The organism is Streptococcus troglodytae, from assembly GCF_002355215.1.
GTDB lineage: Bacteria > Bacillota > Bacilli > Lactobacillales > Streptococcaceae > Streptococcus > Streptococcus troglodytae.
Genome location: NZ_AP014612.1, coordinates 301827 through 322944, shown reverse-complemented (window position 1 = coordinate 322944; position 21118 = coordinate 301827). Strand labels below are relative to the sequence as shown.

Sequence of the window (21118 nt, the reverse complement as noted above, 5' to 3'; positions counted from 1 at the left end):
TTATCTTTACAATTTAGTTGATTCAACTGAAATCTTATTATCAATAGACTCTTTAACATTCATTGGAATGGCTGGCAATTATTTCTAAATCACCATCAAATTGCCAAGATTTAATAGTATTAGGGAGAATAAGATGATCTCCCTTTCTTAAGGCATATTGTTCTAAGCCAACCGTAATACGACCTTGTCCAGCAAGGACACTCACCAAAAGGTAAGGAGCTGTCTGCCGCATTTTGACGGAACCACTAATCTGCCATTTATAGACAGTAAAGAAAGGGCTGGAAACCAAGACTGTTGTTTCAAGGTCTTGTAGAGATAACCAAGCTGGTGTCGCATTTGCCGGCTTACCAATTGTCAAAACATCAATTGACTGTTCAATGTGAAGATCTCGCTTTCGTCCTTGATCATCTTTGCGATCAAAATCATAAACGCGGTAGGTCGTGTCACTTGACTGCTGTGTCTCCAAAATCATAATTCCTTTACCAATGGCATGCATGGTACCACTAGGAACATAGAAGAAATCCCCAGCTTTAACAGGAATCTTTGTCAAGAGGTTATCCCAATCGCCTGCGGCAATCATTTGACGCAATTCTTCTTTAGACTTAGCTTCGTGTCCATAGATAATTTCAGCACCTTCATCAGCTGAAATGACATACCAACATTCTGTCTTTCCTAACTCACCTTCATGTTCCAAAGCATAAGCATTATCAGGATGAACTTGAACACTAAGCCAATCGTTGGCATCTAAGATTTTAGTTAAAAGCGGAAAAACAGAACTCTTGCTATTGCCGAACAGTTCTCTATGCTTTGCATATAATTCATCTAAAGGGATGCCCTTATAAACACCGTTTTTAACAACAGACACTCCATTAGGATGCGCAGAAATCGCCCAACATTCTCCCGTCGTTTCACTAGGAATGTCATAACCAAATTCTTTTCTGAGCCGATTACCGCCCCAGATTTTTTCATGCATTTGTGATTGTAAAAACAAAGGTTCTGCCATAGTGTTCTCCTTTCTGTTTTTCAATATACTACTATCTAGTTTCAGAGGAAATTAAGAGCATTTATATGAGAATGTAGAAAAAGTCTTCTTTTGAGACTTTCCTTAGGTGATACGGACGGTAGCGATGAGGAAACTTTCGTTTCCTTATGTCCCAACCTAAACTAAGATACAAAGGGCGTTAAGCGGACAAGAGCAAAATAGGAAACTAACCGACGACGCTTGCGTCTAGGATATGTTTATCTTTTTGCAGCCGTCCGCAGCCCGTGTTCAATTAAGATTTGATCCTAAGGTCTCAAATCTTCCGAGTGCCTGAAACTTTAAAGTTTCAGGCACTTTTGTCACAGCGGAAAGTTTCGTTTGGGGCTCGCTTTGCTCGCAAATAAGGAAAATTAAAATTGAAATTTGCAGAGCTTAAAAATTTTTTACGTTGGAAAATAGGTTTGTCTTCAGTCTGATTTATATTTACTTCATGAGACTTATAAAATGAAAATCCCGTTCACGTGAATTCTAAAAGTTTAATATTGAATATTAGAAAGTGCTTTAATTTTCCAATTCATTTTAAGTTAACGTGCTGCTATCTTTTTAGCTAAAGCGAGATTCCCCAATGTTGCGGAGCCATTTTCTGCAACAGCTGGTGTCACAATATAATCTTTAACATCTGGAACTGGAAGATAGGCATTCAAAAGTGAAGTAAATTTTTCACGAACCCGATTGAGCATATGTTCTTGTGCCATAACGCCTCCGCCAAATACAATGACTTGCGGACGATAAAGGACAGTCGCCTGAATAGCCGCCTGAGCAATGTAGTATGCCTGAATATCCCAAACTTCTGAGTTTTGCTCAATTAACTCACCACGAATACCAGTACGAGCTTCTAAGCTAGGCCCCGCTGCAAGTCCTTCTAAACAGCCTTTATGGAAAGGACAGGTGCCTACAAAACCATGATGAACATCATTGGGATGCGGAGCCATGTAAACGTGTCCAGCTTCCGTATGTCCCATACCGCCAATGAATTCGCCATTTTGAATAGCCCCTGCTCCAATGCCTGTTCCAATAGTATAATAAACCAGACTTTTAACATTTGAACGAGCAATTGTTTCTCCATAAGCAGAAGAATTAACATCTGTCGTAAAGTAAAATGGAATTTTAAAATCTTTAGAAGTCAAGCCGACAAAATCAACGTTAGCCCAGTTTGGCTTTGGTGTTGAAGTAATGTAACCATAGGTGTCTGAATTTTGATCAATATCAATAGGACCAAAAGAACCAATGGCAACACTGGCTAAATCAGCTTCAAATTTTTTAAAGAAAGCAACCGTTTTTTCTATGGTTTCATAAGGTGTTGTTGTTGGGAACTGAACTTTTTCTAAAATTTGAAAATTTTCATCACCTACAGCACAGACAAATTTTGTTCCGCCAGCTTCGATGCTGCCATATAATTTAGACATAATAAACCTCTTATATTTTACTTAACTTACCAAATCAATTTTTTGATTTGAATACCCTTAATCTGCCCTTAAGGACTACTTAACATTATATCATAATTTGCCACATTTCAAGTATTAGTTAGCCAAAAGGCTACAATACAACTTTCACTGAACACTTTAAGCAGTCAAAAAGACCTTACGGTCTTTCTGATAATATTTCTTATTTTTTAACTTCAAGTAAGCTATCACCTACAGCAACAGTTCCCAAAGAGAGAGTTTCAACTGACGCATAATCAGCTGTATTAGTAACAATGAACATTGTTGTATTATCAAGACCAGCTTCTGCAATTTTGTCACTATCAAATGTTCCGAGAATGTCACCTTTTTTAATTTTTGATCTGCTTGAACTTTTTGTTCAAATCCTTTACCTTCCATTGATACTGTATCAATACCAATATGAATAAGAATCTCCGCACCATTATCTGATTTAATGCCATAAGCATGGCCAGTATCAAAAGCAATTTGAATAGTCCCATCAACTGGTGCATAAACTGTGTTACCACTAGGTTTGATAGCAATCCCCTTACCCATTGCTTCACTAGAAAAAACAGGGTCATTAACGGAAGTTAATTCAACAGCTTCACCAGCAAGAGGAGCCACAAGAACTTCATCAGTAACTTCTGCCTTATTTGCTGCAGAAGCAGCTTCTTCTGGAATTTCTTGTGCTTCTTCAATAGCTTCTTCGACAGCAGCTTCAGCAGCAAAGACATCAACAGCCTTCGTTTTACCATAGCCATAAGTTACTGCAAAAGCTATAGCAAAACTGATTAATTCACAGACTACATAAAATGGAATAGAACTTGCCTTAATAGAAAGGAAACCAAGAAAACCTGCCGAACCAAGAGAAACCGCTACAACTTGAAGTAAGCCCGCAATTGCTGCAGCACTAGCTGAGCCAATCAGAGCACAAAAGAATGGGAAACGATATTTCAAATTCACCCCAAAAAGAGCAGGTTCTGTAATACCAAGAAGCGCTGACACACCTGAAGAAGATGAGAGACCTTTCATCTTCTTATCCTTTGTTAAGAAATAAATTGCAAAGGTTGCTGCACCTTGTGCGACATTGGCCATTGAAGCTGTAACAAAGATAAAGTCACCATGACCAGTACCATTTTGGAAAGCTGAAATAAGTTGGGTTTCAATAGCTGGGAAACTTTGATGGAGACCAGTCATAACTACAGGTGAATACAGAGCACCAAAGACACCCATACCTAGGAATCCCGTTGTATCATACAGCCATACGATTCCATTTGTAAGCCAGTCAGAAACTTCTTTCATAACAGGACCAATAACGATAAATGTCAAAAATCCAGTAATAATAACTGACAATAAAGGTGTAAAGGTAAAGTCAACTGCTGAGGGCAGTCTCTTATGGAAAAATTTTTCTAAGATAGATAAAAGCCATACAGCCACAAGTACTGGAATCACTTGATAAGTATAACTTGCCTGAGTAACATGCAACCCAAAAATATTCCAAAATCCTGTATAAGCACCAATAGTAGCAGCCTTTGAAATTGGAGCATTAGCTGCTAAACCAATGATATTTGCTGCCCCCGGTGCGACCATAATCATGCCGATTGAAGCTCCTAAGAATTGGTTAGCACCAAAACGTTTAGCGGCTGAAATCCCAACCAAAATGGGCAAGAACCAGAAAGGCGCTGCTGACATTAATTGAATCATGTCAGATGAACCCTTAATAATCGGGAATTGTTGAACCAGTGACTTAGTACCAAATAAACCTTCTGAAGTTAAAAAGTTATTTAAAGCCATTAAGAGACCGCCTGCTACCAAGGCAGGGATAATTGGTACAAAGATATCAGACAACAGTTTGATCAAAGCCATAATAGGATTGAACTTTTTACCACTAGCAGCAATCTTTTTCAAATCATCTGTTGAGACTTCTGTTAAACCTGTTTGTTTAATAATTTCATCATAAACAAAGTTAACATCACCAGGGCCAATAATAACTTGATATTGACCATCCGTTTTAAAAGTTCCCTTGACATCAGCATTTTTATCCAACGCTTTTTGATCTACTTTACTGTCATCTTTTAAAACAAGACGAAGACGTGTCGCACAGTGAGCGGCAGCTACAAGATTATCTTTACCAACAGCTGTGATGACTTCACTAGCTACTTTGCCATAATCCATTTGCAAAAAACTCCTTATAATTATTTTGTTTTTGAAAGCGTTTTTTTACTTTCCACGTTATTCATTTTATCATTTTTTTCCAATATGTCAATCGTTTTACATAAAATTCTTTTTTGCAACAAAAGATTGATTTTTAGAAAGAAAACGTTTACTATATTAGTATGCAGATAAACTATTATTAGGAGTAGATAAACGATGAATTTGCCTCAAAATATCAGATATCGCCGCTATCAAGATTGGACCGAAGAAGAAATTAAAAGTATTAAAACCAATGTAGCTTTGTCTCCTTGGCATGCAACGTATCATATAGAACCTAAAACAGGACTCCTTAATGATCCAAACGGTTTTTCCTACTTTAATGGAAAATTTCAACTTTTTTATCAAAATTGGCCGTTTGGAGCAGCTCACGGCTTAAAATCTTGGATTCATACTGAAAGTGAAGATTTAGTTCATTTTAAAGAAACAGGTACAATCCTTTATCCCGATACCCCTCATGACAGTCATGGTGCATACTCGGGCAGTGCCTATGAAATCGGTGATCAGCTTTTTCTCTTTTATACAGGAAATGTCCGAGATGAAAATTGGGATCGTCACCCACTTCAAATCGGCGCTTTTATGGATAAAAAAGGCAATATCCAAAAATTTACTGATGTCCTTATTAAACAGCCAAATGATGTTACTGAACACTTTCGCGATCCCCAAATTTTTAATTATAAAGGACAATTTTATGCTATTGTTGGAGCACAAAGTTTAGATAAAAAAGGATTTATCAAACTCTATAAAGCTGTTGATAATGATATTAAGAATTGGCAAGAAATTGGTAATCTAGACTTTGGCGGAAGTAAATCTGAATATATGATTGAGTGCCCAAATCTTGTTTTTATAAACGAACAGCCTGTCCTGATTTATAGTCCTCAGGGACTCAGTAAATCTGAATTAGATTACCATAATATTTATCCCAATACTTACAAAGTATGTCAATCGTTTGACACAGAAAAGCCTGCCCTAGTTGATGCATCAGAAATTCAAAATCTTGACTTCGGATTTGAATGTTATGCTACTCAAGCTTTCAATGCCCCCGATGGCCATGTTTATGCTGTCTCATGGATTGGATTGCCAGATATTGATTATCCAAGCGATTCATACGACTATCAAGGAGCTTTGAGCCTCGTCAAAGAGCTAAGCCTTAAACACGGTAAACTCTATCAATATCCTGTTGAGTCTGTTCTTTCATTACGTTCTAAAAAGGAAGCAGTCACCCACAAGCCAGAAACCAATAATACTTATGAATTAGAGTTAACCTTTGACTCTTCATCAGTTAATGAATTGATCCTTTTCGCTGATAATAAAGGCAATGGTCTAGCTATTACAGTTGATACTAAGATGGGAACCATTCTGATCGATCGCTCTAGAGTAGGGGAACAATATGCCTTAGAATTTGGAAGCCAACGTTCTTGCTCTATTCAAGCAAAAGAGACTGTTGCCAATATTTTTGTTGACAAATCTATTTTTGAAATTTTTATTAATAAGGGAGAAAAAGTTTTTACTGGACGTGTTTTTCCAAATGACAAACAAACTGGTATTGTGATTAAATCTGGAAAGCCAAGCGGTAATTACTACGAATTGAAATATTAACTATGGTTGCAAAATTAACAGATGTTGCAAAACTCGCTGGCGTAAGTCCAACGACCGTTTCACGCGTGATTAATCGAAAAGGCTACCTCTCTGAAAAAACAATTACTAAAGTACAGGCTGCCATGAAAACTCTAGGATACAAGCCTAATAATCTCGCTCGCAGCCTTCAGGGGAAATCTGCCAAGCTAATTGGACTCATTTTCCCTAATATCAGTCACATCTTCTATTCTGAACTTATTGAATATTTAGAAATAGAGCTGTTTAAACATGGCTACAAAGCCATTATTTGTAACAGTCAAAATAATCCCGATAAAGAGCGAGATTATCTCGAAATGTTAGAAGCTAATCAGGTTGATGGCATTATTTCCAGTAGTCATAACCTCGGCATTGATGACTATGAGAAAGTTTCTGCTCCTATTGTTGCCTTTGATCGTAACTTAGCGCCCAATATTCCCATCGTCTCTTCTGATAATTTTGAAGGCGGACGAATGGCTGCAAGACTTTTAAAAAAACACGGCTGCCAACATCCCATTATGATCGCTGGAAAAGATAATTCTAATTCTCCGACAGGACTGCGACAATTAGGCTTTAAGTCCATCTTTGCTCAAGCACCTATTTTTCATCTATCTGGAGAGCTGTCCACCATTCGTAAAGAAATGGAAATAAAAGTAATTCTCCAAAATGAAAAACCTGATGGTATCTTTTTGTCCGATGATATGACAGCAATTTTAACAATGAAAATTGCTAACCAGTTAAACATCACCATTCCCCTTGAACTTAAAATTATTGGATACGATGGAACATACTTTGTTGAGAACTACTATCCTTATCTAACAACTATTAGGCAACCTATTAAAGACATCGCACATCTTTTGGTAGATGTATTGCTAAAGAAAATTGATCGCCAAGATATTCCTAAAGATTACATTCTCCCCGTTGGTCTTTTATCAGGAGAAAGTGTTTAGAATCAAAAGGATTATTTAGGGGCTGTCTTTTGTGGTTGATTAGAAGTCTTTATCTAATCAATGAAAATCAGTTCAATATCAATACCTAATCAACTTTGCGCAAAAGGTTAGGAATACAATTCTTAGTTTTAAATTCAAAAGGAAGAGGTAAGATTTTAGGTTTAAATCTTACCTCTTCTTTTATCAGCCCTTATTACCTTATTATTTCCCTTCAAGCACAAACTGACTTAAAACGCCATTAATAAATTTACTAGATTTCTCATCTGAATACTTTTTTGCAATTTCAATAATTTCATTAAGAGCAACACGTTCTGGTGTTTCCTTATGATATTTAATTTCGTACAAACCTAAACGTAACAGACTTCTATCAATCAAAGTCAACCGAGAAAGCGTCCAGCCAGATTTCAGATGATTAGAAATATTCTTATCTATTTCCCTTTTACAATCAGATACACCTTGTATTAAAGTCAGTAAGAAGAGAGGAAGTTCAGCCTCTTCCTCTTCATTTTTATCATAAGTATAAGCAAATCTTGCTGCTGTTAAATTATCGCCACCAAATTCCAAGGAAAAAGAGCTTGAAAAGCACGTTCACGAAGATCGCGCCTAGAGTCCACAAATACATTAGTCATCAAGAAAATCCTCATCAAATAGGTTTTTCATATCAGGTTTGGGGGTTTTTTCCGGCACAATGCCAACCACATGAATATTAACTTCCGAAAGATTCACTTCAGCCATGTCATAAACAGCTGTTTTGACTGCCCGTTGAATTCCCATGGAAACGGCAGGTACATTGATCCCATATTGTAGGTAGACGTAGATATCTGCACTGACTGTTCCGTCTTCTTCTGTTTTAAGATAGACACCTCGACCGTGAGCAACTTTACTAAGACTATCCGTCACTGTTTTATTGTGAAGCGAATGAACACCTTCAACTTTCGTTGTCGCAACACCTGTAATCACTTCAAGTACACGTGGGGAAATAACAATTTCGCCAATCATTTCATTTTCCATCAAACTTGTCCTTTCTAATGAAATTCATCCAAAACTGTTTGCCTTAGGCACGGGAAACATAGGTTCCCTCAGCGGTATTAATCACTAATTTCTGACCAACTTCAATAAAGTCAGGTACATTGACAACAAGACCTGTTTCAAGTGTCGCTGGTTTACCTGAACCTGTTACAGTAGCCCCTTTGATAGATGGCTGCGTATCAGTAACAACCAATTCAACAGTTGTTGGTATGGTAACACCGATAACTTCTGAACCATAAAACTGAATTTTAACTTCTGAATTTTCAAGGATAAATTTTAATTCATTTTCAATGTTAACGATCGGAATTTCATACTGCTCATAGTTTTCAGTGTCCATAAAATAAGCAGTATCATCCATTTGATAAAGGTACTGAGCAGGACGTGTTTCGATAATAGCTTGTTCAAATTTTTCTTCCGGACGATAAGTTGTATCAAAGGTTGAACCTGTGCGAACATCACGCAATTTCATACGCATAACTGTATTGCCTTTACCTGGTTTATGGTGGCTGGCTTCAAGAACTCTGATTAATTTTCCATCTGTTGTTTCAAAAGTCATACCAGCCTTAAGCTTGCTTGCTTCAATCATTTTTTACTATACCTCTTTATAAAATATTATCATCTCATTTTATCATAATGTCCTCGTATTCTCAAATTTTTCTTAGATTTACAAAACGGCAAAAAGCTCAATATGATATAATGGAGTAAAAAAGGAAGTTCAATATATTATGAGACAAACTATCTATGAGATAATTGATTCAAAAGACAACGTAGTACTGTTGGAAAGTGTTACAACGCTTTTATGATTTTGACAATCAGTCTTAGTTTACTGCCACTTACTGTCAAAGCTGACAGCGAATGGAAATACAATATTGATAACATTACATCCGTGCTTTTTCTTATTGATTACCTTTTAAGATTTTATACTGCAGATTTTCATCTAAACAAAGGAAAACTGTCATTTTTGTACTATCCTTTTACGCCACTTGCTGTTATTGATTTACTCTGCTTATCTCCTTCAGTTTTACTATGGAACAACAGTCTCAAATTATTAAAGATTATACGTTTTACACGGATGCTGCGACTTTTTAAAATCATTCGCCATTCCAAAAATATTACTATTATTCTTAATGTTTTAAAAAACAAAAGATTCTCTCGTTATTGTTGGTATTTTTTCTTTAGGATATATTTTCCTGTCGGCTTTAATTATTTTTAATGTGGAACCCAATACATTTCCCAGTTTTTTTGACGCCATTTACTGGGCAACTATATCTTTAACCACGGTGGGATACGGAGATATCTTTGCTGTCTCAACTATCGGTAAAATCATTACTATGTTTTCATCTCTCATTGGTGTTGCTATTGTAGCTCTTCCTGCTGGCATCATTACAGCAGGATATATGGAAGAAATCCAAAACCATAAAAAATAGGAAAAGCTCTTAGAGCGAGAGTGTAGAAAAAATCTTCTTTTGAGACTTTCCTTAGGTGATACGGACGGTAGCGATGAGGAAACTTTCGTTTCCTTATGTCCCAACCTAAACTAAGATACAAAGGGCGTTTAGCGGATAAAGGCAAAATAGGGAGTACGACGCGGAATCATTAAGATTCTAGGAGGACTCATCTTTTTGCCACAATCCGCAGCCCGTGTTCAGTTAAACTAAGATACAAAGGGCGTTAAGCGGATAAAGGCAAAATAGGGAGTACGACGCGGAATCATTAAAATTCTAGGAGGACTCATCTTTTTGCCACAATCCGCAGCCCGTGTTCAGTTAAACTAAGATACAAAGGGCGTTAAGCGGACAAGAGCAAAATAGGAAACTAACCAATGACGCTTGCGTCTAGGGTATGTTTATCTTTTTGCAGCCGTCCGCAGCCCGTGTTCAGTTAAACCAAGATACAAAGGGCGTTAAGCGGACAAGAGCAAAATAGGAAACTAACCAATGACGCTTGCGTCTAGGGTACGTTTATCTTTTTGCAGCCGTCCGCAGCCCGTGTTCAGTTAACCCAAGATACAAAGGGCGTTTAGCGGACAAGAGCAAAATAGGAAACTAGCCGACGACGCTTGCGTCTAGGATATGTTTATCTTTTTGCAGCCGTCCGCAGCCCGTGTTCAGTTAAACTAAGATACAAAGGGCGTTAAGCGGACAAGAGCAAAATAGGAAACTAACCGACGACGCTTGCGTCTAGGATATGTTTATCTTTTTGTAGCCGTCCGCAGCCCGTGTTCAGTTAAGATTTGATCCCAAGGTCTCAAATCTTCCGAGTACCTGAAACTTTAAAGTTTCAGGTACTTTTATCACGGCGGAAAATCTCGTTTAGAGCTCGCTTCGCTCGCAAATAAAGGAAATTAAAATTGAAATTTGCAGATCTTAAAAATTTTTGACGTTGAAAAATAGGTTTGTCTTCAGTCTGAGCTCTTAGAGTGTCATTTATATCACTCTAAGAACCTTTTTAATTACTTTTCACCTAGTTTCACTCTTGGTATATCATGTTGTACGTATTCCACTTCTTTTTGCTCCATGAGTTCAATAGCAAAGGGATGAATACGATAAGCTGTATTATAGGTGATTTTTTTGACGCCTGCTTGTAAGAGAGCCTTAGTACAATTAATGCAAGGAAAATGCGTGACATAGATTTCCGTATTATTGGCAGAAATCCCTTCCTTAGCACACTGAATCAAGGCATTCATTTCGGCGTGAACTGTACGGATACAGTGCCCAGCTTCCATCTCATGACCAACTTCATCACAATTGTCTGTGTCAGCCACACCACCATTGTAACCCGTTGCAATAATTCGATTATTTTTAACCAATACAGCACCGACATAGGCACGATTGCAGGTGGAACGTTTGGAAATCAACTCTGCATTTGCCATAAAATAGTCTTGCCAAGAAAGTCTATTTGTCATATCTATTCCTTTCTCATTAGTATTTTTTGATCCATTTTTTTAAATATTTAAAGATTTTCACCAGTTTACGACTTATTAAAATAGAAAAAATTTAGTCAAGATACTGCAGTCGCAATCTTACTGGCAGTGGTAAAGCAAGAGCTTATTACATTATTTTTCTATTTATTTTAAAATAATTAACTCTTTAGGAGCTAGGGTCAGCACTTCACAACCATTCTTAGTCACAAGGAGATCATCTTCAATGCGAACGCCATACTTGCCATCTAGATAAATACCAGGCTCATCTGTGATAACCATACCAGATTCAATTCTGCCTTCAACGTTACCAAAATAAGGTATTTCGTGAATATCCAGACCAATACCATGACCGATGCCATGCGTAAAAGCCTGCCCATAACCTGGTGCTGCAATCATATCACGCGCAACCTTATCATAATCACGGCGTGTCATCCCAGGTTTAAGCGCCTCAATCAAAGTACAATTGGAATGCAGGACAAGATCATAAATAGTGCGTTCCTCATCAGTCGGATCACCAATATGGATGGTCCGTGTCATATCACTGACATAGTGGTTATAATAACAGCCAAAGTCCATAGTCAACATTTCGCCCAACTGAATTACTTTATCACTGGCCACTCCATGAGCAATAGCAGAGCGGTAACCTGATGCAACAATAGTTTCAAAGGATAGGCCGCTTGCACCGTATTTTCGCATACGAAAATCTAAAAAATTAGCTACATCCAACTCAGACGTTTGACCCGGTTTGATAAAGTCCAAGACATCTGCAAAAGCACGATCAGAAATTTGACAGGCATGACGAATAGCTTCAATTTCATCAGTATCCTTAATCATGCGTAATTCTTCTACAAAATTCGTCAGAGCAAATAAACGATAATCCGCAAAAGTCGCTGCCAATTCTTGATAATAAGAATAAGTAACAGCGCTCTCAAAGCCAATTACTGAAAGCTTATCGGCTTTGATTATTTTAACGATTTCTGCAAGTGCTGAACGTGTTTCGATAATATCAAAGTCTGTGATGGTTTGTCGAGCAAGCAAACTATAGCGAGCATCGGTTAGGAAAAGACGGCGATTTTTACTGATAAAAACTGTTCCTGCTGTCCCCCAAAAGCCTGTTAGATAATAAACATTTTTTTGGCCAGTTACCAATATAGCTTCAGCTGGCGATTGAGATAACTTTTCCTCAAATGTTATCAATCTACTTTTCATTTAGCCTTCCCTTCAAATACTGTCCTGTATAGCTTTCCGTCATCTCAGCTACTTCTTCTGGTGTTCCAGTTGCTATGACTTGACCACCACCAACACCGCCTTCCGGTCCCAAGTCAATAATATGGTCAGCTGTTTTAATGACGTCCAAATTATGCTCAATGACAAGCACAGTATTGCCATCATCAACAAAGCGCTCTAAGACTTTAAGAAGTCTAGCAATATCATCTGTATGGAGACCAGTTGTAGGCTCATCAAGAATATAAAAACTCTTACCCGTTGAGCGTTTATGCAGTTCAGAAGCCAACTTCATGCGCTGCGCTTCCCCACCTGATAAAGTGGTCGCTGGCTGTCCAAGAGTCACATAGCCAAGACCAACATCCTTAATGGTCTGAATCTTGCGAGCAATTTTAGGAATCGGTGCAAAAAATTCTGCTGCGTCATTGACTGTCATATCAAGAATTTCTGCAATATTTTTGTCCTTGTAATGGACTTCCAAAGTCTCACTATTATAACGCGTTCCATGACAGACTTCACAAGGTACATAAACATCTGGCAAAAAGTGCATTTCAATTTTGATAATGCCATCACCTGAGCAGGCTTCGCAGCGTCCGCCTTTAACATTGAAAGAAAAACGTCCCTTCTTATAACCACGAATTTTAGCTTCATTAGTTTGAGCAAAAAGGTCACGAATATCATCGAAGACACCTGTATAGGTAGCAGGATTGGATCTTGGTGTACGGCCAATTGGGCTTTGATCAATGTCAATTAAACGATCAATATGTTCAATGCCTGAAATAGATTTATATTTGCCCGGCTTTTCAGAATTACGATTAAGTCTTTGAGCAATAACTTTCTTTAAAATACTATTAACCAGTGTTGATTTACCAGAACCCGAAACACCTGTAACAGCAATAAATTTTCCAAGAGGAAATTTGACATTAATGTTTTGCAGATTGTTTTCTGCTGCTCCTTTGATTTCAATGAAACGGCCAATCCCTTTACGACGATCCAAAGGTATAGGAATTTTTTTCTTACCAGATAAATACTGTCCAGTAATGGACTTTTTATTTTTAGCAACTTGTTTTGGGGTGCCCGAGGCAACAATTTCACCGCCTAAAGCACCTGCTCCCGGTCCAACATCAACCAGCCAATCAGCTGCCATCATGGTATCTTCATCATGTTCGACAACAATCAAAGTATTCCCCAAATCTCGCATTTTCTTAAGACTGGAAATAAGGCGGTCATTGTCTCTTTGATGTAAACCAATGGAAGGTTCGTCCAAAATATAAAGTACACCGCTTAGATTAGATCCAATCTGAGTTGCTAGACGAATGCGTTGACTTTCACCTCCTGATAGCGTTCCTGCCGAGCGTGATAAAGTCAAATAATTAAGTCCCACATTATTAAGGAAAGTCAGACGATCCTTAATTTCCTTGACAATAGGTGTTGCGATGGCTTTTTCATTTTCTGACAGTTCCAAATGCGTCAACAGACTCAAGTGATCCGCAATGGATAGCTCAGATACCTGACCAATATTTAGGCCTTCTTCACCGCCAATCCGTACACTAAGAGCTTGATCATTGAGTCGATAACCATGACAAGTTGCACAAGGCAGCTCATTCATATAGCTGCGCATGACATTACGTGTGAAATCACTATTAGTTTCATGATAACGGCGGCTAATATTGCTAATAATGCCTTCAAAAGGAATATCAATATCCCTGACACCGCCAAAATCATTTTGATAATGAAAATGAAATGCTTTGTCACCTGAACCATGTAAGACGAGCTTTTTATCCCCATCTGATAAATCTTTCCAAGGTTTATCCATATCTACACCAAAAGCATTCATGGCTTGCTCTAGCATCTGCGGATAATAGTTTGAAGAAATAGGATTCCAAGGAGCCAGCGCTCCCTCTCTCAAAGTCTTATTCTCATCTGGAATGACCAAGTCCAAATCGACTTCTAATTTAATTCCTAAACCATCACAGGTAGGACAAGAACCAAACGGTGCATTAAAAGAAAAGAGACGCGGTTCCAATTCCGGAACAGTAAAGCCACAAACAGGACAAGAATAGTGCTCCGAAAAAATAAGTTCATGTTCATCCATAGTGTCAATGATGACATAACCATCTCCCAAGCGCAGAGCTGCTTCAATAGAATCAAACAAACGTCCTCTAATACCGCCCTTTTGCACGAGACGATCAACAACCACTTCAATATTGTGCATCTTGTTTTTAGAAAGCTCAGGGACCTCCGCTATGTCAGCAATGTCACCATCTATTCGCACACGAACATAACCGTCCTTTTGAATACGATCAAATACTGCCTTATGTTGACCTTTTTTCCGACGAACGACAGGCGCCAAAATCTGCATTCGTGTCCGCTCAGGCAAAGTCAAAACTTGATCAACAATTTGCTCTACTGAAGAAGCCGTGATAGCGCCATGACCATTTTTACAATAAGGAGTACCAACGCGTGCATACAACAATCGGAGATAATCATTAATTTCTGTAACTGTCCCAACAGTAGAACGTGGATTTTTACTAGTTGTCTTTTGGTCAATAGAAATAGCAGGACTAAGACCATCAATCGAATCAACATCAGGCTTATCCATATTTCCTAAAAACTGTCTGGCATAAGCTGACAGACTCTCAACATAACGGCGTTGTCCTTCAGCATAAATCGTATCAAAAGCCAGACTGGACTTTCCTGAACCCGATAAGCCCGTCATGACAATCAATTTATCTCGCGGAATTTCCACATCTATATTTTTTAAGTTATGAGCACGCGCTCCATGAATAATTAATTTATCTTGCATAATTAATATACCAAGCCGTTAAACAATCCAAAGGAAAATAGAAAGTTGGTGGCGAAACAATACGTTTCTAACCAACTTTATCTTTTTCCACAGGAGTGTAGGCGGGTTCAATTCCTTTCTAATGATACAAAGGGACGATTCGGCTTGCCGAAACTTTTCGTAGAAAACAGGAAACTGATGCGTGTATTTGCACACGAGGAAGCTTATCTTTTTTCATAGAAAATTAGTCCCGTGTTCTAATCTTTTCATATGATACAAAGGGCGTAAAGTACAAAGTAAAAAGAAGATCAAGGATGAGCCTATAAGAGACTCGAGGGAATCTACCTTTTTTACACAGTATTTAGCCCTCTAATCCTCTCTATTCGAGCATTTAGAACATCATCTAAACTTTTCTCGCACTTATTAAGTCCATAAAATCAGTTTACATCCTATTATAACAAATTTTTCTACTATTACCTGTCCCAAAAAACTGAGAATTGTAGTATAATGGAACAGTATGTATCAATTAATGAAAAGGAGGGCTTGTCATGAAGCAAATGTTTCTTTCAACAGCAACCGAATTTAAAGAAATCGAAACATTCGAGCCAGGTGCTTGGATTAATTTGGTCAATCCCTCTCAGGAAGAGTCTTTGCAGATCGCTGAAAGATTCAATATTGATATCACAGACTTAAGAGCACCGCTTGATGTTGAAGAAACCTCACGTGTTTCTGTTGAAGATGATTATACTCTCATCATTGTTGACGTTCCCACACCAGAAGAACGCAATAGCAGAAGTTACTATATTACAATTCCTCTTGGGATTATTGTCACAGAAACAGCCGTCATCACAACTTGTCTGGAACCATTGACTCTCTTTAACAATTTCTGGAACCATCGTATCCGTAATTTTTATACTTTCATGAAGACACGTTTCGTTTTCCAACTCCTCTATCGTAATGCCGGACTTTATCTAACTGCCCTGCGTTCCATTGATCGTCAAAGCGATAAAATTGAAGCTCAGCTGGAAAAAGCAACGCGCAATGAACAGTTAATTGACATGATGGAGTTGGAAAAATCCATTGTTTACCTGAGAGCCTCTCTCAAACTTAACGAGCGAATTGTTAAAAAGCTTTCCAGCAATACATCCAGTCTCAAAAAATATGTAGAAGACGAAGATCTGCTGGAAGATACTTTAATTGAGACGCAGCAGGCCATTGAGATGGCAGGTATCTATGAAAATGTCCTTAATGTTATGACTGAAACTTCTGCTTCAATTATTTCCAACAACCAAAATACTATCATGAAAACCTTAGCTCTGATGACGATGGCTTTAGATATACCAACCGTCATTTTCTCTGCTTATGGTATGAATTTTCAAAATAACTGGTTACCACTAAATGGGTTGGAGCATGCTTTCTGGTATATTGTTTTAATTGCAGCAGCAATGAGTGCTATTGTCGTTATTTATTTCATTCGCAAGAAATGGTTTTAACTGGGTTAGAATGTCGGATGCTTAAGCATCTCGCCATTCTACGGCATCCGCTATTAGGCGGCATGCCTAACCCACTTACTTGCACAAGGAAAAGAATAGCATCGATTCTCTCCCTTGTGCATCGTAACTTCCTGTATATTGTCGGTTGCTTAAGCATCTCGCCATTCTACGGCATCCGCTATTAGGCGGCATGCCTAACCCACTTACTTGCACAAGGAAAAGAATAGTATCGATTCTCTCCCTTGTGCATCGTAACTTCCTGTATATTGTCGGTTGCTTAAGCATCTCGTCATTCTACGGCATCCGCTATTAGGCGGCATGCCTAACCCACTTACTTGCACAAGGAAAAGAATAGCATCGATTCTCTCCCTTGTGCATCGTAACTTCCTGTATATTGTCGGTTGCTTAAGCATCTCGCCATTCTACGGCATCCGCTATTAGGCGGTATGTCCCATCCATTTACTCAAAATACCCAAGTATAAAGTATATTCATTAAATTATTTTTATCATACTATTTCACAAACAGGAGAAAACACTCATGGATGCACAAAATCTTACTAAAAAAAATCAAGAATTCATCAATATTGTAACACATCAATTGCTCCAATCAGGTAAGTCCGATGAAGATATTCAAACTATTCTCGCAAAGACTTTACCTGAAATTATCGAAAAGCAAAAACAAGGAATCCCCGCACGTTCTTTTTTGGGTGCACCAACTGCTTGGGCAGCTCAATTTATTGAAACAGAACAAAACAAATCAACAGCTTTTGCTCCTAAAAATACAAATCCCTGGCTTATGTGGCTAGATACTTCACTCTTCTTTCTTGCTGTTGTAACCTTAATAACAGGAGGGTTAAATTTTTTTAGCAAACAAGCACCTACCTACGGAATTGTGACACTTATCTTTCTTGGCTTTGGTGGTGGTGCTATCATGTTTTTAACTTATCACTTTTTCTATCGCTACTCAGGAATGCCTAAAAGTGAACGTCCTAGTTTTATCAAATCATTTGGGATTTTAGCCTTCTTCATGATTTTCTGGATGTTTCTTTATGCAGCAACAGGCTTCTTACCAACTTTTCTCAATCCCAAGGTCCCAGGCTTTGTCTTGCTTGTTATTTGCGCCCTTGCTTTTGGTATTCGTTATCTGCTTAAGAAAAAATATAATATTGAAAATGCTTTAGCTCCTCAACAAAGAAATTAAACATTTATCACTAATGGTTACCTCTTAGACATTAAAAATGACCACTTAATAGAAAAGTGGTCATTTTTTAACCTTTTTATGCTATAGTTAAATACATGGAGACGAGATACATTTTTGATGACAAAGTGGCACCCGGTGTTATGGAGATTCACTTAAATCCTAAACATCAGTCAGTAGAGGTTTTTTTAGAAAAGGAAATTTTCTTTTTAAATATTAGAGATATTCTCTTTATTGAAATCAGCAATCGGAAAACTTATGTTCATACCAATGATAAAGTTTACAAAAGCCATTTGCTTTTACGCGATTTCAAGGAAATTTTACCTGATTATTTTCAGCAAATTGGCAAGAGTCAGATTGCCAATAGCCTTGAAATTTCTGCCATCAATAAGTCTTTCTCCTCTACCCCCAAAATTAGTTTTAGACAGTCATCCAAAACAACTTGGGTATCTCGTAAATACTACAAAGAATTACTTATGAAAAAAAGGAGTTTATTATGAAAAAAATTATTTTTGGTACGGTCTGCTTGGGCTTCTCGCACTTTACCTTATTATTATTGCTTTTATCCCGGAATTTCATATTTTCTTTAGCAACATGTTAATGTTGACCCTGTTCTTTATGTTAATAGCTTTGAGTAACAGGAGTATCTTCTTTTTCTTTCTAGCCTTAGGCTTTCTTAGTATCTACTTGAAAGATATCTTTCATTTTGACTATTCTACAGGACCACTTTTTACGGGTATAATCATTATCGGCGTTATTTTAAATAGCTTCCTCAAACCACACTATTCTTATTCTTATAAAGGAAATCATTATTTTAATATGAAACAAAATGCTAATTATATTGATAACGAAACAGATGTCTTTTTAAAAACACTTTTTTCTGAAAATACCAGTTATGTGACTTCTCAAGAATTAAATAAAATTATTATTGATACTAAGTTTGGAGAACAATCTGTTGATCTCTCCCAAGCTCAATTTATGACAGATTCTCCTGAGATTCATATAGATGTTAGCTTTGGTGAGACTAATCTTCGCATTCCAAACAACTGGAAAATCATCAATAAAACTCACTCCCCCTTTGCTTCCGTTTCATTTTCAGGTTTTCCTAGCACAAATGGTGATTTTATTAATGTTACATTGACTGGAACAGTGGCTATGGGATCTCTAAACATTCAATATTAATGATGTCTTACGCCCTTATTAGTAAATAATGTATGATAGCTAAAATCCAAAGGTGAGCTGGATAAAAAACATAGAAGAAATATTGGCTGAATTTGTTTTTAAGGCCCTGCTGACCATTATAAAGGAACAATAAAGGAATAATCGTAACGAAACAAAAGTCAGGATTCAAAAGTATTAAATTTGCCAAACTCCCTTGAGAAGAAGACATTGGAATACCTACAATTGTAAAGAATAGTAGTGCCGATAAAGCTAAATACCATAAATTGCGACGTAAAGAATCGGAAAAGTTCAAGTAAGTAATCAGCATAAACGGTAAAACGACATCTCCTCCTTCAGTAAAGATGAATCCTAACAACAGAACCAAAACCATCACAATAATCTTTGTCACCTTGTGTTCTATTGTTTGATAAAGCCAAAGCATCGTAACTCCCAAGGCCAAGGTCAAGAAGATATTATGATAAGCAGCTACTTGAGGTTTATGCAGCATAAAATTGATAAGATTATTTCCCAAAAACATCAATCCTGCCGCTATATACAAGCGCATGAGATACTTTTTGATATCCTTAGTATAAAAGAAACCTTCAACAGCTAAATAAGCGAAACCAACTGCTACAAAGCGTGTCAGAATATGGAGCCAAATGCTCACTTCTCCTGAAACTAAAAAGTCAATATGATCTAGCATCATAAAAGCAGCTAGAAATAATTTGAATTGGAACCTGTTCATTAGTCTGTCCTCCTTTTCACTATTAGTATAGTTAAAAAATGACAGCCCTAATCTTACAGTCTTTGTACTATAACTTACAATTTTGTAAATAAAAAACGAATCAAGACAAAACTAAAAGGATTCAGTCCTGTGCAATACAGAACGAAATCCTTTCAATAATTTCTTGTCCAACTTTTTTGAGGCAGACTATTTTAGGGGCCTTTTATTAATCTTCATTTACAAAAGGCATAAGTGCCATTACGCGAGCACGTTTGATTGCTGTCGTTACCTTACGTTGATTCTTAGCCGAAGTCCCTGTCACACGGCGTGGAAGAATCTTTCCACGTTCTGAAACAAAACGACTAAGCAATTCAGTATCTTTGTAATCAACATATTCAATTTTATTTGCTGCGATATAATCAACTTTTTTACGGCGTTTGAATCCGCCACGACGTTGTTGAGCCATGTTGTTTTTTCTCCTTCTTTATATTTTCTTAGAACGGAAGATCGTCGTCTGAAATATCCATAGGATTTGAATCGCCAAATGGACTTTCATCTCTAGCAAAGTTTGGCGTTTGAGATTGTGAAGAACCTTGGGAAGAAAAGTTATTTCCACCAAAGTTATTGTTACCACCAGCATTATAACTGTTTGAGTGACCTTCACGTGTAGCACGACTTTCCAAAATTTGGAAATTGTCCGCAACAACTTCTGTGACATAAACACGCTGACCTTGTTGGTTTTCATAATTGCGGGTCTGAATTCGACCAGTAATGCCTAAAAGAGTTCCTTTTTTAGCCCAGTTAGCTAAATTTTCAGCTTGCTGACGCCAAATCACGATGTTAATGAAATCAGCTTCACGTTCACCATTTTGATTTTTAAAATTACGGTTAACCGCAAGTGTAAAAGTTGCCACAGCTTGATTACTTGGGGTGTAACGGAGCTCAGCATCACGAGTCATGCGACCAACTAGTACTACATTATTAATCATAAACTACCACAACCTTCTTAAGCGTCAAGTTTAACGATCATATGACGAAGAATGTCACTATTGATTTTTGATAGACGATCAAACTCGTTAAGAGCATGGGCATCTTCAGTTTCAACATTAATGACATGGTAAAGTCCTTCACGGAAATCTTGGATTTCATATGCTAGACGACGTTTTTCCCAATCTTTTGATTCAACAATAGTTGCACCATTGTCAGTCAAAACAGCATCAAAACGTGCTACCAAAGCGTTTTTCGCTTCTTCTTCAATGTTTGGACGAATGATATAAAGAATTTCGTATTTAGCCATTGAATTTTCCTCCTTTTGGTCTAATGACCCCAAGTCCTAGCAAGGG

Annotated in this window: 18 protein-coding genes and 4 pseudogenes; 9 read left to right on the top strand and 13 right to left on the bottom strand. The window is 37.5% G+C overall.

What is annotated here, in order from left to right; genetic code table 11:
• Positions 1 to 52: 52 nt before the first annotated feature.
• From manA to SRT_RS01655, 3 genes are all read right to left on the bottom strand, one after another.
• Positions 53 to 1003, bottom strand: coding sequence for a mannose-6-phosphate isomerase, class I (gene manA / locus SRT_RS01665; RefSeq protein ID WP_128832825.1), 951 nt, complete (start codon positions 1001 to 1003; stop codon positions 53 to 55).
• Positions 1004 to 1566: 563 nt separating this feature from the next.
• The gene (gene scrK, locus SRT_RS01660) at positions 1567 to 2448 is read right to left on the bottom strand and encodes a fructokinase ScrK (protein WP_128832824.1); all 882 of its coding nucleotides are present in this window, start codon (positions 2446 to 2448) and stop codon (positions 1567 to 1569) included.
• Between the two features lie 228 nt (positions 2449 to 2676).
• Positions 2677 to 4638, bottom strand: a complete 1962-nt coding sequence (locus SRT_RS01655) for a sucrose-specific PTS transporter subunit IIBC (RefSeq protein ID WP_465245929.1) — start codon at positions 4636 to 4638, stop codon at positions 2677 to 2679.
• 195 nt (positions 4639 to 4833) lie between these two features.
• Between SRT_RS01655 and SRT_RS01650 the strand changes: the two genes are divergently transcribed.
• On the top strand, positions 4834 to 6273 hold the full coding sequence (locus SRT_RS01650) for a sucrose-6-phosphate hydrolase (protein ID WP_128832823.1): 1440 nt from the start codon (positions 4834 to 4836) through the stop codon (positions 6271 to 6273).
• A gap of 2 nt (positions 6274 to 6275) precedes the next feature.
• A complete protein-coding gene (locus SRT_RS01645) occupies positions 6276 to 7238 on the top strand; it encodes a LacI family DNA-binding transcriptional regulator (RefSeq protein WP_128832822.1) in 963 nt (320 codons plus the stop codon).
• A gap of 201 nt (positions 7239 to 7439) precedes the next feature.
• On the opposite strand, the pseudogene nusB reads toward SRT_RS01645, so the two are convergent.
• The 3 genes and pseudogenes from nusB to efp all read right to left on the bottom strand — a co-directional run bounded on the left by nusB (position 7440) and on the right by efp (position 8853).
• Positions 7440 to 7867, bottom strand: a pseudogene (gene nusB / locus SRT_RS01640) (transcription antitermination factor NusB).
• A complete protein-coding gene (locus tag SRT_RS01635; protein WP_128832821.1) occupies positions 7860 to 8249 on the bottom strand; it encodes an Asp23/Gls24 family envelope stress response protein in 390 nt (129 codons plus the stop codon). Before SRT_RS01635 ends, nusB begins: the two are co-directional and overlap by 8 nt.
• 43 nt (positions 8250 to 8292) lie before the next feature.
• On the bottom strand, positions 8293 to 8853 hold the full coding sequence (gene efp / locus SRT_RS01630) for an elongation factor P (RefSeq protein WP_002262662.1): 561 nt from the start codon (positions 8851 to 8853) through the stop codon (positions 8293 to 8295).
• A 139-nt stretch (positions 8854 to 8992) separates the two neighbouring features.
• On the opposite strand from efp, the pseudogene SRT_RS01625 reads away from it, so the two are divergent.
• Positions 8993 to 9694: pseudogene (locus SRT_RS01625) on the top strand (ion transporter).
• Positions 9695 to 10719: 1025 nt separating this feature from the next.
• Here the strand turns inward: SRT_RS01625 and SRT_RS01620 are convergent.
• The 3 genes from SRT_RS01620 to uvrA all read right to left on the bottom strand — a co-directional run bounded on the left by SRT_RS01620 (position 10720) and on the right by uvrA (position 15220).
• Positions 10720 to 11172 (bottom strand): deoxycytidylate deaminase, encoded by a 453-nt coding sequence (locus SRT_RS01620; protein WP_128832820.1) that lies wholly within the window; start codon positions 11170 to 11172, stop codon positions 10720 to 10722.
• Positions 11173 to 11334: 162 nt separating this feature from the next.
• Positions 11335 to 12399 (bottom strand): M24 family metallopeptidase, encoded by a 1065-nt coding sequence (locus SRT_RS01615; RefSeq protein WP_128832819.1) that lies wholly within the window; start codon positions 12397 to 12399, stop codon positions 11335 to 11337.
• Positions 12389 to 15220 carry an excinuclease ABC subunit UvrA gene (gene uvrA, locus SRT_RS01610; protein ID WP_128832818.1) on the bottom strand — a complete coding sequence of 944 codons (2832 nt, stop codon included), beginning with the start codon at positions 15218 to 15220 and terminating at the stop codon, positions 12389 to 12391. The genes SRT_RS01615 and uvrA overlap by 11 nt, the downstream gene beginning before the upstream one ends.
• Positions 15221 to 15268: 48 nt before the next feature.
• On the opposite strand from uvrA, the pseudogene SRT_RS01605 reads away from it, so the two are divergent.
• The 5 genes and pseudogenes from SRT_RS01605 to hdrM all read left to right on the top strand — a co-directional run bounded on the left by SRT_RS01605 (position 15269) and on the right by hdrM (position 19072).
• A pseudogene (locus SRT_RS01605) lies at positions 15269 to 15525 on the top strand (hypothetical protein).
• A gap of 222 nt (positions 15526 to 15747) precedes the next feature.
• Positions 15748 to 16692 carry a magnesium transporter CorA family protein gene (locus SRT_RS01600; protein ID WP_128832817.1) on the top strand — a complete coding sequence of 315 codons (945 nt, stop codon included), beginning with the start codon at positions 15748 to 15750 and terminating at the stop codon, positions 16690 to 16692.
• 538 nt (positions 16693 to 17230) lie between these two features.
• Positions 17231 to 17893, top strand: a complete 663-nt coding sequence (locus SRT_RS01595) for a DUF1129 domain-containing protein (protein ID WP_128832816.1) — start codon at positions 17231 to 17233, stop codon at positions 17891 to 17893.
• 140 nt (positions 17894 to 18033) lie between these two features.
• On the top strand, positions 18034 to 18390 hold the full coding sequence (gene hdrR / locus SRT_RS01590; RefSeq protein ID WP_161940062.1) for a LytTR family transcriptional regulator HdrR: 357 nt from the start codon (positions 18034 to 18036) through the stop codon (positions 18388 to 18390).
• 22 nt (positions 18391 to 18412) lie between these two features.
• Entirely contained in the window at positions 18413 to 19072 is a 660-nt protein-coding gene (hdrM, locus tag SRT_RS01585; RefSeq protein WP_128832814.1) for a hdrR negative regulator HdrM, read from the top strand.
• Between the two features lie 7 nt (positions 19073 to 19079).
• Here the strand turns inward: hdrM and SRT_RS01580 are convergent, their stop codons facing one another.
• Complete coding sequence (locus SRT_RS01580) at positions 19080 to 19796, bottom strand: TraX family protein (protein ID WP_128832813.1); 717 nt, start codon at positions 19794 to 19796, stop codon at positions 19080 to 19082.
• Between the two features lie 78 nt (positions 19797 to 19874).
• On the opposite strand from SRT_RS01580, the pseudogene SRT_RS11325 reads away from it, so the two are divergent.
• Positions 19875 to 19955: pseudogene (locus SRT_RS11325) on the top strand (IS3 family transposase); the annotation flags it as partial.
• Between the two features lie 46 nt (positions 19956 to 20001).
• On the opposite strand, the gene rpsR reads toward SRT_RS11325, so the two are convergent.
• Genes rpsR through rpsF form a run of 3 tightly spaced genes read right to left on the bottom strand, consistent with a single transcriptional unit; the run spans position 20002 to position 21072 of the window.
• Positions 20002 to 20241 carry a 30S ribosomal protein S18 gene (gene rpsR, locus SRT_RS01570; protein ID WP_000068664.1) on the bottom strand — a complete coding sequence of 80 codons (240 nt, stop codon included), beginning with the start codon at positions 20239 to 20241 and terminating at the stop codon, positions 20002 to 20004.
• A 28-nt stretch (positions 20242 to 20269) separates the two neighbouring features.
• Positions 20270 to 20764: a single-stranded DNA-binding protein gene (locus SRT_RS01565; RefSeq protein WP_128832812.1), complete on the bottom strand. Its 495-nt coding sequence runs from the start codon at positions 20762 to 20764 to the stop codon at positions 20270 to 20272.
• 17 nt (positions 20765 to 20781) lie between these two features.
• Positions 20782 to 21072: a 30S ribosomal protein S6 gene (gene rpsF / locus SRT_RS01560; RefSeq protein WP_128832811.1), complete on the bottom strand. Its 291-nt coding sequence runs from the start codon at positions 21070 to 21072 to the stop codon at positions 20782 to 20784.
• Between the last annotated feature and the right edge of the window lie 46 nt (positions 21073 to 21118).